This window comes from Acinetobacter sp. ANC_7588, from assembly GCF_056783995.1.
The window spans coordinates 35,381-48,239 of sequence record NZ_JBWYIU010000002.1; the positions used below are offsets into that span (position 1 = coordinate 35,381).

Below are 12,859 nucleotides of genomic sequence, written 5' to 3' on the forward strand. Positions count from 1 at the left end.
ATTCACTATACAACAGTATAGTGATCTCGTTTTTTAACTTGCCTATAAATTACATCATCGCAAAAATAATCCAAGGTTATTGAATGATTTTAGTTACTGGTGCTACTGGCCATTTAGGGCGAAGTGTAGTGCAACAATTAAAGCAACAGCTACAAAACAATGAATTTGCTGTATTGGCGAGAAACTTAGAAAAAGCCAAACCTTATGTCAACGAACATATTGAAGTGCGTGAAGGAGATTTCAATCAACCTGAAAGTTTGATCAAAGCCTTTCAGGGTATCGACAAGTTACTTCTCATTTCAACGATGGAAATGAATCGCTTTGAACAACATAAGAATGTCATTGATACTGCGCGTGAAGCAGGTGTTCAACATGTGTATTACACAGGTTTATCCATTCAAAATATTGAAAATTCAGCAGTGAAGGATTTGATGATCAGTCATTTTCAAACTGAAGATTACCTCAAAGCAAGCGGACTGAAATATACACTCCTACGCAACACCATGTATGCAGAAGCGATTCCACAAATTATCGGTGAAGGAGTTATCGATACAGGCATCCAGCTCTGTGGAGGTGCGGGGAAAGTACCTTATGTGTTAAGAGCAGAGTTAGGAGAAGCAATAGCAAATGCCTTAATTCAAAATGATCATGAGAATAAGGTCTATGAGTTAGTCGGCAGCCAAACTTATAGCTATCAAAATATTGCTGATGAGCTGAGTCAACTCAAAACAATACCAGTTGAATATCACGATCTTACTGAAGAAGCCTATCAGCAGTTCTTAAAAAGAATCGGTTTGCCCGAATTTCTGATCTATCTCACACATGGCACAGTTGTAGATATTAAACATCAACAGTATGAAGTTCAAAGCCAAGATTTAGAACAACTTTTAGGTCGTCCAAGCCAATCACTCAAATCAATATTGGCGATTTTATACGCTTAAAGAATTAAAAATATTCACATTTAAACATTATAGGTAAATACATGAAATTATTAGAAGCTTTACAGTGGCGTTATGCAACCAAACAAATGACTGGTGAAAAACTACCGCAAGAATTAGTCGATCAAATTCTTGAAGCTGCGCGTTTAGCACCGACCTCAGCGGGCTTACAACCGTTCCATATTATCTCGATCAGCAACCAAGAACTTAAGGAGAAAATTTCACCAGTTGCATTGAATCAACCACAAATTACCCAGTCATCGCATCTTTTGGTATTTACGGCTTGGGATACGATTCCAGACGAGCGTATCGATGAACGCTATAACGCAATGAATCGTGAGCGTCATTTACCTTTAGATACGACCATGGATGTGGTGCAAAACTTAAAGAACCTGTTCTCGACGTTTACTGAAGAGCAGCAATACCACCATACTGCAAAACAAGCGCATATTGGTTTTGGTATGGCAATTGCGGCAGCAGCTGAGTTAGGTGTAGATGCAACACCAATGGAAGGTTTTGATAAAGATGGTCTGGATGAATTATTAGGTTTAAAAGAAAAAGGCTTAAAGTCTGTGGTGCTATTGGCACTAGGTCGACGTAATCCAGAAAAAGATTGGTTAATTGGATTGAAGAAATTCCGTATTCCGCGTGAGGAGTTCGTCACTGATATCCAGTAAAGTATTTCATTAGAACAAGAAGACAAAATAATAACCATTCGAGTTGACCGTCTATCTCCAGAAAGGCGGTCTTTTTGCATTTCTGAACATTGAACAAATCAAGTGCACAATTTTGATTCATGCACATTTTTGAATCTTTCCGACGACTTTTTTTCTAGCTCTCTTTTATATATCTCAAGAAAAGTTTTGGCACGCTTTCTGCATTTACCAAGTATTACCAATTCTTTTTTTTGTAATACCTAGAGGTGCTGCAGATGACGACAAATCAATCCAAACAATCGAAGCATCCCATCCTTCAATTCTTCATTGAACTGATGAGTGTCCGTGCGGGTTTACACCTACAACAATCTCAAAAACCTAAGGAGCTCAAACGTGCCTAAACAGAAGCTGGCGCGGATCAGCATCACTTTACCTGAAAATACATTGCAGGCTATGGATCAAAAAATTGTAGATCAACATTATGAAAGCCGATCTCAAGCCATTGTTGACATGATTAACCACCATTTGATCAATGACCTTGTTAGCCGAAATGAAGTCATGGTCGGTACTTTAACCTTATTGTATGACGTCAGTTTAAAGCCATTAAGAACACAACTTATTGATTTACAGCAACAGTTTTTGACTCAGGTGATTAGTTCACTACATATCCAATTAGATGATGACAAAGTCATGCAGGTGATGTTGATGCAAGGGGTCAGCAGTGACCTAAAAGCCATAAGTGAGCAATTTAAAGCATTAAAAGGGGTAATTAAGGGGCATTTAGAGCTGATGGATGCAGTCATGCCACCTATTCCTCAAAATTCGGAACACGTATAAGGAGCACCGTCGTGCAGACATTATGGACTATACAAGATTGGCAACAGGCTTATGCAAATCAAACTATTCAACTGAATGATTTGAAGCGTTATGTTGCTGAATTCTCCAATGATGATCACGCTTGGATTTCAATAGCCAGTGCCGAGCAAATACAGGCGCAGATTGATGCATTAGCCCATCAGGATATCGCTGATCTTCCGTTATATGGTGTGCCATTTGCTGTCAAAGACAATATTGATGTTGCTGGATTTTATACCACTGCGGCGTGTCCAGATGCTGCTTATTTAGCAATGCAAGATGCAACCGTAGTGGCTAAGCTTAAATCTGCTGGTGCAATCGTGGTGGGCAAGACCAATCTAGATCAATTTGCCACGGGATTGGTTGGCGTGCGTTCACCCTTTGGGGCTGTAAAAAACAGTTTCAATCCGGATTATATTAGCGGTGGATCAAGCTCTGGCTCAGCGGTTGCAGTAGCAAATGGGTGTGTACCATTCGCCCTCGGTACTGATACAGCAGGTTCTGGCAGAGTTCCCGCGGGTTTCAATAATATTGTCGGACTCAAACCAACCAAAGGCTGGTTTTCAGCCACGGGTTTAATCCCTGCATGTCGAAGTATTGATGTGATCTCAATCTTTGCAACTCAAGTGGATGATGCTTGGACGGTAGCGCAATTGATGCAAGGTTATGATGCGACCGATGCTTATTCAAGACAGCATCCGAGAACAGTCCCGACACAATTTTCGAAGGGCAAGATTGCAATCCCAGATCACTTAGAATTTTATGGTGATACTCAAAGTGAGCAAGCATTTCAAACAGCCATTGCTCGAATGAAATCGCTCGGATTTCAAGTTGAAGAGATTGATTTCACAGTATTTAATCAATTGGCTGCTGCATTGTATAACCGCTCATGGGTTGCTGAGCGTACGCATGCCGTCGAACACAAAGTTCGACGTGAGCAATGTCATCCGGTAATTAAGCAAATCATTGATCAAGCTGATCACTTCAATGCTGTAGATGTGATGCAAGATGAGTATCAGCGTGCAGAATGGGCTAGGCAGATCAATCTTCAATTAAAAAATTATGATGCGTTGATGGTGCCAACAGCTCCTACGATTTATCTCATTGCAGATGTTGAAGCAGATCCGATCCAAAAGAATTCGCATATGGGGGCTTATACCAATTTTGTTAATTTTGCTGATTTATCAGCATTGGCACTCCCAAATGTCATCCGTGATGATGGTTTGCCAAGTGGTATCACTTTAGTTGCTGGCGCTTGGATGGATCAAGCTTTGGCACACTTCGGTCAGCAATGGCAAGCGACTTCAGGATTAAATTTAGCAATGTCAAAGCAAGGCTATCAAATTCATAAATCAATAGGATCTGAGCACACCGTTAAATTAGCAGTGGTGGGAGCACATCTTACAGGCATGCCGCTGAATTTTCAGTTAACGAGCAGACAAGCCACCTTGGTTAAAAAAACGCGTACTGCGCCGTATTACAAACTATTTGCTTTAAAAAATACTCAGCCACCTAAGCCGGGGCTACAACGAGATACATCAGGTCATTCTATTGAAGTGGAAGTGTGGGATGTACCAAGAGCATTGTTCGGTGACATTGTTGCTGAAGTCCCAGCACCACTTGGTATTGGCAATGTCCAACTCATTGATGGAACATGGGTGAAAGGCTTTATATGTGAAAACCATGCTTTAGCAGATGCACTTGATATCAGTCACTTTGGTGGATGGCGTGATTATATTCAAGCCTCAAATTTTACCAATACTAAATTTAAGTGCACGAGCATTGGTGAGGTGGTGCAATGAAAACGATGGTCTGGGGAGTCATTGGAACTGCACTGTTATTCGTGGGTTGTGATAAAACCGCAAAAATTCCAGAACCAAGTCAACATGCTCAAGCCGAAAAATCAATGCAACCGATTCGTATTGGTTACAGTGATTGGCCAGGATGGGTGGCATGGCAAGTTGCTATTGAGAAAGGGTGGTTTAAAGAAGCTGGATTAAACGTAGAGTTTAAATGGTTTGATTATTCAGCCTCTATGAATGCTTTTGCAGCAAACCAATTGGATGCGGTTTCTGTTTCTCATGGGGATAATTTGGTCATTGCCTCAGGTGGAACGCGGGGCATTATGATTTTAGCAACTGATTATTCATCAGGGAATGATGTCATTCTTGCAAAAGAGGGCATTCATAGTGTGGCAGATCTTAAGGGTAAAACGATTGCAGTCGAAAAAGGGCTGGTCGATCATAATTTATTGAATACCGCACTTTCAGATCAAAATATATCAGCCAATGAAATCAAACTGATTAATGCAGCAACCAACGAATTACCCCAAGTATTTAGCAGCCAAGATGTGGATGCCATCGCTGTATGGCAACCTGTAGCAAATCAAGCTTTAAAAAGCGTAGCTGGGTCCAAAATCATCTATAGTTCTCAAGATAAACCAGGATTGATCTATGATACGTTGACGGTAAATATGACGCATTTATCTAGGCATCAAGCAGAGTGGAAAAAAGTGCTTCAAGTATGGGATCGAACCGTCAAATTTATTCAAGACCCTGAGACGAGAAACGATGCTTTGATGATTATGTCTAAGCGTGTTGGTGTTGAACCTGAGCAATATGAACAATTTATTCAAGGCACACATTTGTTGGATCTTGAGGCAAATCAAAAGGTATTTAAACGCTCTTCAACTTTAGATTCTATTTATGGATCAACTTATCATGTCAATAAGTTTAATCTTGAAAATGGAGTTTATACGGTAAAACTAGATATTGATGGGCTGATTTATCCAAAATTGGTTGAATCATTTAAATAAAAAAAAGCCCAGTGCAGAGGGGCTTGCACTGGGCACAAAGTTGGACTGAATGATTGGTCGGTAGAGCAACAGAGTTGCCTACCTTGTATGGATTAAGAATAGATAAAAATGGAAAAACTAGGAAACGGATTAAAATCATAAAATCAATCGTTTTATACAATGAATGCGTTAGCGTGTATGAAGTGTCTATAAATCAACAAAAAATCACATATTTTTCACGAATGAACAATTAACATCGAGGTTTAATGCGTATAAAAAAGGATCATGTGCGTTGTATACAACAGCTGATATTTCTAGAATCATTGAAATGGCATGGGAAGATCGGACACCCTTCGAAGCCATTCTGCTGGAATACGGATTAAACGAAAGTGCAGTCATTCGATTGATGCGACAACAATTAAAAAAAAGTAGTTTTGAAATGTGGCGTAAACGTGTTGCGGGGCGGAATACCAAGCATCTTCACAAGCGCTCACCAGATATTTTAAGAGCTTACTGTACTCGACAATATAAACCGAAGTAGGCCTATTGGGAGATAAAGCTTTGCGTATTTTAAAACAACGAAAATGGTGGATTCTCATTCTGCTCATTTCGATCGGTGGGATATATTTCATTTTCCGTTGGTGGCAAGGTCCTGTAGTCGAAACTTACCTAATCGAAGAAAAACCACTGATTCAAACAGTGGTCGCTTCAGGTCGTGCTGAAAATGTAGCACGTAGTGAAATTGGGAGTGAAATTTCGGGTGTGGTGATTGAGCGACGCGTGCAAGAAGGTCAACGAATAGCAGCAGGAGATGTACTGTTAATTATTCAATCTGATGATTTAAAAGCACAAGTCCGTGAAGCAGAAGTTGCGCTAGAGGAATTGCGGAAAATTCGCTATCCACAAGCGCAGGTTGAATTGAAAACGGCAGAATTCCAATTACAACAAGCCAGTCGCGAAGCAAGACGTCGTCAGCAAACGGAACCGGGAGTGCTTTCTGTAGAGGAAAAAGAACAAGCCTTAGAAGCTGAACGCTTAGCGAGAAATCAATTATCTGCGGCAAAACTGAAGGCGCAAAGCCTTGCTCCAGGTCAAGTGGAAGAAAAAACCTTAAGTGAAAGATTAAATGCACTACGTGCCCAATTGGCAAAAAGTGAAATTCGGGCACAAGTATCGGGTACGATCTTGACGCGTGAAGTCGAAAAAGGGGATGCGATTCAACCTGGAAAGGTGCTCTTTACAGTCGCAGTTGATAGTCCAACGCAAATTAAAGTGGCGGTGGATGAGCAAAATTTACCTTATCTGAAATTGGGTCAAAAAGCGGAAGTGATTGCAGATGCTTATCCAGAGCAAGCATTTCCAGCTGAAGTTAACTTTATTGCACCTAATATTGATCCTCAACGTGGTACGGTTGAAGTCAAATTGGCGGTGAACTCTGTACCCAATTTTTTGAAGCAAGATATGACAGTCTCAGTGAATGTCGAAACAGCACGTCGAAATAAAACCAAAGTAATAGCCAATGACGCGCTTATTGACCCTTCAACCACGCAAGCTGAAGTTATGGTGGTAAGAGAGGGCAAGGTCCAACGTCAATCTGTAAAATTAGGGTTGCGTGGGACTGCCATGTCTGAAATCTTATCAGGGTTGGATCACAATGATCAGGTCGTTATAAAGCCTGATCAAGTAAAAGCGGATCAGCGTGTCAGAACTAAGCAGGTACAAGCACTTTGAAGATGAAGCGTTTATGGACCAATTGGCTCATCGCTGTTGGGTTTTTACGCGAGGGTCGCAGTCAAACACTGATGATTATTGGTGGTGTTGCTATTGGTGTTGCCGTTATTGTCTTTATTAGTGCATTAATTCAGGGGCTTCAGTCCAATTTGATTGAGCGTACGTTGGGTACTCAGGCACATATTAGTTTACATGCACCAGATGAGGTCAATCGCGTCGTTAAAGTGCCTGAGGGCGTAGCACACATCATCCATGAAGATCAAAGGGCTCAAAGACTCAAGTCGATCAATAACTGGCAAGAAGTTCTTGAAAATCTAGACAATATCAAGACGCTCAATGCCGTTTCTCCCATGGTTTCAGGGCCTGCACTGGTAAAACGGGGGGAAGCGATTCAGTCAGTTGCGATTATGGGGATTGATTTACCACGGTATCAACGTATTGTACCTTTGCAAGAGTATCTAAAAACTGGTCAGCTTCGTTTAAAAGCAGATGATGTACTCATCGGAAGTGAGTTGGCCAAAGACCTTGGTGTGCGCGTAGGCAGTAAAATTCGCGTTGATAACGGTCAAGATATTAACGCCGTCATGAATGTAACGGGTATTTTTGAACTCGGGGTCAAAGAACTAGACTCACGCTATATGTATATCGATCTAAAGCGGGCACAGTCTTTATTGGGTTTGCCGGGTGGGGTTACCATTATTGATCTTCGTATTTCTGATATTTTCTCCGCAGATCAGGTCGCAACGCAAATTCATCGTCTCACTGGATTAAAAGCTGAAAGTTGGATTGAAAGTAATGCGCAATTGATGAATGCGATTTCAGCGCAAAGTCTTTCAACCAATATGATTATTATATTTGTTGGAATATCTGTTGCATTTGCGATCGCCAGCGTACTCTCCATTACAGTGGTACAGCGTACACGTGAGATCGGAATCTTGCGTGCGACAGGTGCGAGCCGAGAACAGATTTTGATAATCTTTCTCATTCAAGGTGCGATTTTCGGCTTACTTGGTTCTATTGTCGGAATCCTGACCAGTTATGCATTGGTTTGGTCATTTAATGAATTTGGTCCAGGATTATTTTACATTCCAATTTCACCTTATTTGATTGGATCAGCTTTATTACTTGCAACATTGAGCGGTTTAATTGCAGCGGCGATTCCTGCCCGTCGTGCAGCGCGTTTAGATCCTGTGGAGGCAATCCGTCATGTCTAATCATGATGAAGTACTGCGTTTAGAGGCTTTGAAAAAGTCTTATAACATTGGACAACCCAATGAAATTGAAGTGCTGCATGGGATTGATTTTGCCATACATCGTCAAGATTTTGCTGCGTTAATTGGACCTTCTGGTTCAGGTAAAAGTACGTTATTAAATATTTTAGGTTTGCTGGATCAACCCACCAGTGGTGAAATTTATTTACTTGGTCAACCAACCAGTCAAATGGAAGATCAACAAAGAACGGAATTGCGTGGGAAGAGCATTGGATTTGTGTTTCAGTTTCATCATTTGATTCAAGCGTTCACCGTTATTGAGAATGTTTTGATGCCTCTAATGTTGGCGCATGGCAAACCCAATCAACAAGCTTTGGATCGAGCACATGATTTGTTAAAAGCGGTAGGATTGAGTCAATTTGCACAAAGAAAAGCCAGTCAACTTTCTGGTGGGCAGCAACAACGTGTCGCAATCGCCAGAGCTTTAATCACACAGCCTGCTTTACTCCTCGCTGATGAACCTACAGGTAATTTGGACAGTCAAACAGCGAGCGAAGTCTTTGAGCTGTTTCGTGAAGTAAATGAGCAACAAAATTGTGCGGTATTGTTAGTGACCCATGATCCACGATTATCCGCTACATGTGATCGAACCATTCAACTGGTAGATGGGCGAATTGAACGTGATGAAATGAAGTCGTGATTAATCCAAGTCTGCATTTAAAATAGTGTGGTCAAAAGGATTGATGTTGCATGCTTTATCCTGACCGTTTGTGTGATCAGGATATAGCGCCTTATTTAGAATGACTGACCTTGGTCATTCTTGGAATTTTAGGTAAGTCTGCGAGAGCTGGATCAAGTTCATCTTCTTCAGCATGTACCAAAGCATCTACACGTTGTCTTAAATATTTAAATTTTTCAGTGAGCATCAATTCATGCTGACGTGGTCTTGGTAGATCAACCTCAATGATTTCCTTAATTTCGCCAGGATTGGCCTTCAATGCCACAATCCGATCGGCCAGTAAAATCGCCTCGTCCATATCGTGTGTCACAAAAATAATCGTGATATCGATATTGGCCCAAAGATCGATCAGATGCTTTTGCATTTTTTGACGCGTATGAGGATCTAAAGCCCCAAAGGGTTCATCCATTAAGAGAATTTTTGGCTGATTCACGAGCGCGCGAGCGATGGCAACGCGTTGTTTCATCCCTCCTGAAAGTTCATGAGGGTATTGCTGCTCAAATTTTCCAAGTCCGATAATGTTGATCCATTCGCGGGCTTGCGCCTCAGCTGTAGCATTGCTGGCACCTCGCATGAGTGGACCAAACATGACATTTTCTTTTACCGTTTTCCATGGAAACAGTGTGTAGCCTTGGAAAACCATGCCACGCTCTGGACTCGGTCCTGTGATGGTTTCACCGTCTACCAGTAATTCACCACTGGTATATGGATCAAGACCTGCCACAATACGGCTAAAGGTAGATTTACCGCATCCTGAAGGACCAATAACACAGATAAATTCACGTTTATGAATTTTTAAATCTAAAGTATTTAAAATGGTGCGCTCAGTTTTTCCGTGGCTAAACTTTTGGGTGAGATTTTTTGCTTCTAAAATGACGGGACGAGCGTAAATTTTGTCAAAGTAAGCGCGGGCATCAAAATATGAGGGTTGAAGTGATGAAGACATTAGCGAACTCCCGTTTTCCATTTAAATAAGTGCTGTCCTACTTTCATTAAAATCACGTCGCAAATCAGACCAATCATCCCGATAATCAAAATTGCGGCGAAAACATTGTCAAAGTTTTGATAGCGAGCTTGTTGAGTGATGAACCACGTGATACCGGATGTACTTCCTATGAGTTCTGCAACGATTAAATAGGTCCAAGCCCAACCTAAAAGTACACGAAGGTTTCGATAAATTTCTGGGAGTGCAGCAGGGATGACTACATAAAATAAACTTTTGATTTTGTTGGTTCCTAAGGTGAATCCAGCTTCAATAAGACTGCGGTCGACCAAACGGGTGGTATTGGCAATAATCAGAATTTGTTGGAATAAGGTACCAATCACAATAATGGCAATTTTAGGTGCGTCATTAATGCCCAAAATCGCAACAGCAAGAGCGCCAAAGGCTGGTGCAGGCAGATAGCGAAAGAACTCTACAAAAGGTTCAGTTAATTGAGAAATTTTATGAGAAAAACCGCAAAGAATACCCAAAGGAATACCAATCAAAGAAGAAATAAAAAATGCGGTAAACACCAGTTTAATGCTGTGCCATAAACTTTCATGAAACCATGGTGCATTTGCTTGAGCGGGTGGCGTTGTAAATGCGGTCACTAAGGCTGTAGCGACTTCATCTGGTGCGGGTAGATAAATGGGATTGACCAAAATTCCCCGAGGTGGTGGGAGTCCTTGATCGACTGCCAATTGCGCTTCAGCATAATAAACTTCTCTACTGACACGGCTATCGACTTGTAAAAATGTTGTGCTACCAGAATCTGTGATTTGAACTTGGGGATGCCAAATAAAAGGCAGATAACTCACTGCACACCAGATTAAAATTGGAATTAAAAACGATCCAAAACCAAGCAAAAATTTATGCTTTTGACTCAATTCTCGTGCAACATAGCTCATTGTTGCCACCTCAGTAATACAAAAAATAAAATTCGTATGATTAGATTGCAAAATCGATGCCATTTTCGAAGCGTGCTTTAAAAGCGCTAAATTTTTAAGTTTTCATTCATTTTTCTTATGTACATTCTTTCAATATCAAGGTTTCGATCATCAAAATATGATGGAGAATTACAACTCTTCACTTGATGGTGATCACTATCACGTTTTAAATGCAGATATAAAAGATGAGAGCCTGCTTAAATGAGATCGGCTAAATTTGTGACATTCTTAGCATGTATGTTCATGTTCCAAAGCCTTTGGAATGTGGCGGCGGCTTTTTGTGTTCATGAAAGCGACTCAACATCGACACAAAGTTTTCACTTTGGTCATCATCAACCTGTACTTTGCCAAGCCGATCTTTCAAATAAAAGTCCGAAGTCTCAAATTGAAAAAGGCTTCGTGCTTGGCGATGATCAAAGGGTAACGCTTGAAGAAAAAGCGCAAATCGATGTTTTGGATCATCAAGATCATCTACCGTCGATGTCTCAGTTTATTCTTGCTGTAAACGAGAATATGCCTTCATCACAATACATCGAAAAGATTTACCAAAATCACTTTCATTGGACCAATGCCTATCAATCGCCTCATTTAGGTAAAATCCCTCCACCTCCTGAATTAGCCTCGCTATTGGTGGGGTAGCCTAAAAATTTCCCACCACTTATTTTTAAAATAGTGGGAAATTCACATGTCTTTTAAATTAAAACATTCCATTCGATTATGGCTGGTTTTAGGTTCGCTTAGTTTGGGTGCAAATGCTCAAGCAATGACAGTCAATTCGCTTGAACAAGCACTCGTTCAAGTGTCTCAATATCAACAATCAGAACATATTTGGCAGCAACGACAACAAATGTCAGAACTTGCTGTTAAGCAAAGTCGACTTTGGCAAAACCCGTCCATCAATCTCTCTCGAGATGGTTTTGGCTCGAATCAAGATCAAGAGTTAAGTCTAGGTATTAGTCAGCCGATCGACATTTTTGGTCAAAGACGGATTCAAAAAAATATAGCGCGTTTGGTTGGGCAACAAAATGAATTGCGAGAAAAGTTGTGGGAAGCACAAAGCCAATTAATCGTGAAGTATGCTTGGTCACAGTTTTTAATTTCGCAATCTGAAGCGCAAATTCAAAAGTCTCAACTGCAAGTCAGTCGTGAAACTTTAGACAGCGCTAAAAAACGATATCAGGCAGGAAGCATAGCCTTAGTTGAGTATGAACGAGCGCAGATTGAAGCGGCAGAAAATGAACGCAATTATCAGCAAGCCATTTTAAATAAGGAAATTGCAAAACGTAATCTTTCTAATCTCTGGGGAGAAACTGAAGCAGAGGTGAAGGTTGATTCAAATCGGATTTATTGGCCTGACCAAGTTGAACAGAATGTTCAAAATTATATTTCTGCAGGTTATTTAGAAAAGCTTTATGCACTCAATGTTGTTCAGGCTAATCAACGAATTGAGCAACTTAAAGTAAAAGCAAAACCAAATCCAAATTTGAATGTAGGGATGACGCGAACAAAAGCGCCCAATGAGACAAACGATACTAGTTTATCTGTGGGTGTCGATATTCCGTTCAATATTTTTAATCGTCAGCAATACCAAATTCCGCTTGCCCAACGTCAGCAATCTCTACTTGAGCGTCAACAACAAAGAGAACTCAAACAACAAATTTTAGAGATTGCAAACTCATTTCATCAGGTGCGTGGCTTAAAACTACAGTATGACGCTGTACTGAGACAAAAAGGCTTGTCTGAAAAAGTACAGACGCGCTCTTTGCTCGGTTTTAAAAATGGAAAACTTTCAATCACTGAGGTGCAACAAGCAACGACACAATTACAAAATATTCGGCTCAGTCAAATTCAGCTCTTAAGACAGGCATGGCAAACCGCACTTGCTGCTGAGGCATTAAGTATTGGTACCAGTTATGAACAAATTAGTCGTTCGGATGCCTATACCCAATTACTCAAAGAGGCTGTGTCACAGTCAGAAAATTTCATCAATATAGGGGCAGAATAAA

Annotated in this window: 14 protein-coding genes; 12 read left to right on the plus strand and 2 right to left on the minus strand. The window is 40.8% G+C overall.

Going from position 1 to position 12,859, the window contains the following annotated elements:
* Positions 1–83: 83 nt before the first annotated feature.
* From AC1M9J_RS02355 to AC1M9J_RS02400, 10 genes are all read left to right on the plus strand, one after another.
* Positions 84–941, plus strand: coding sequence for an SDR family oxidoreductase (locus AC1M9J_RS02355; RefSeq protein ID WP_481951804.1), 858 nt, complete (start codon positions 84–86; stop codon positions 939–941).
* Positions 942–982: 41 nt separating this feature from the next.
* Positions 983–1,615, plus strand: coding sequence for an NAD(P)H-dependent oxidoreductase (locus AC1M9J_RS02360; protein ID WP_035263843.1), 633 nt, complete (start codon positions 983–985; stop codon positions 1,613–1,615).
* Between the two features lie 254 nt (positions 1,616–1,869).
* Positions 1,870–1,995 carry a hypothetical protein gene (locus tag AC1M9J_RS02365; RefSeq protein ID WP_257219874.1) on the plus strand — a complete coding sequence of 42 codons (126 nt, stop codon included), beginning with the start codon at positions 1,870–1,872 and terminating at the stop codon, positions 1,993–1,995.
* Complete coding sequence (locus AC1M9J_RS02370) at positions 1,988–2,431, plus strand: CopG family ribbon-helix-helix protein (protein WP_035263841.1); 444 nt, start codon at positions 1,988–1,990, stop codon at positions 2,429–2,431. Before AC1M9J_RS02365 ends, AC1M9J_RS02370 begins: the two co-directional genes overlap by 8 nt.
* Positions 2,432–2,442: 11 nt before the next feature.
* A complete protein-coding gene (atzF, locus tag AC1M9J_RS02375) occupies positions 2,443–4,251 on the plus strand; it encodes an allophanate hydrolase (protein WP_481951805.1) in 1,809 nt (602 codons plus the stop codon).
* The gene (locus AC1M9J_RS02380) at positions 4,248–5,264 is read left to right on the plus strand and encodes an ABC transporter substrate-binding protein (RefSeq protein ID WP_481587094.1); all 1,017 of its coding nucleotides are present in this window, start codon (positions 4,248–4,250) and stop codon (positions 5,262–5,264) included. Before atzF ends, AC1M9J_RS02380 begins: the two co-directional genes overlap by 4 nt.
* A gap of 271 nt (positions 5,265–5,535) precedes the next feature.
* Positions 5,536–5,784, plus strand: coding sequence for a TIGR03643 family protein (locus tag AC1M9J_RS02385; protein WP_035263835.1), 249 nt, complete (start codon positions 5,536–5,538; stop codon positions 5,782–5,784).
* 20 nt (positions 5,785–5,804) lie between these two features.
* A complete protein-coding gene (locus AC1M9J_RS02390; RefSeq protein WP_481951806.1) occupies positions 5,805–6,974 on the plus strand; it encodes an efflux RND transporter periplasmic adaptor subunit in 1,170 nt (389 codons plus the stop codon).
* Positions 6,975–6,976: 2 nt separating this feature from the next.
* Positions 6,977–8,188 (plus strand): ABC transporter permease, encoded by a 1,212-nt coding sequence (locus tag AC1M9J_RS02395; protein WP_481595392.1) that lies wholly within the window; start codon positions 6,977–6,979, stop codon positions 8,186–8,188.
* Entirely contained in the window at positions 8,181–8,885 is a 705-nt protein-coding gene (locus tag AC1M9J_RS02400) for an ABC transporter ATP-binding protein (RefSeq protein ID WP_481595391.1), read from the plus strand. The genes AC1M9J_RS02395 and AC1M9J_RS02400 overlap by 8 nt, the downstream gene beginning before the upstream one ends.
* A 91-nt stretch (positions 8,886–8,976) precedes the next feature.
* Here the strand turns inward: AC1M9J_RS02400 and AC1M9J_RS02405 are convergent, their stop codons facing one another.
* Both AC1M9J_RS02405 and AC1M9J_RS02410 read right to left on the minus strand, forming a co-directional pair.
* Positions 8,977–9,870: an ABC transporter ATP-binding protein gene (locus AC1M9J_RS02405; RefSeq protein WP_481951807.1), complete on the minus strand. Its 894-nt coding sequence runs from the start codon at positions 9,868–9,870 to the stop codon at positions 8,977–8,979.
* Positions 9,870–10,814 carry an ABC transporter permease gene (locus tag AC1M9J_RS02410; protein WP_481951808.1) on the minus strand — a complete coding sequence of 315 codons (945 nt, stop codon included), beginning with the start codon at positions 10,812–10,814 and terminating at the stop codon, positions 9,870–9,872. The genes AC1M9J_RS02405 and AC1M9J_RS02410 overlap by 1 nt, the downstream gene beginning before the upstream one ends.
* 240 nt (positions 10,815–11,054) lie before the next feature.
* Between AC1M9J_RS02410 and AC1M9J_RS02415 the strand changes: the two genes are divergently transcribed.
* Complete coding sequence (locus AC1M9J_RS02415; protein WP_481951809.1) at positions 11,055–11,492, plus strand: cation efflux protein, CzcI-like; 438 nt, start codon at positions 11,055–11,057, stop codon at positions 11,490–11,492.
* 46 nt (positions 11,493–11,538) lie between these two features.
* Positions 11,539–12,858: a TolC family protein gene (locus AC1M9J_RS02420; protein WP_481951810.1), complete on the plus strand. Its 1,320-nt coding sequence runs from the start codon at positions 11,539–11,541 to the stop codon at positions 12,856–12,858.
* The last annotated feature ends 1 nt before the right edge of the window (position 12,859 follow it).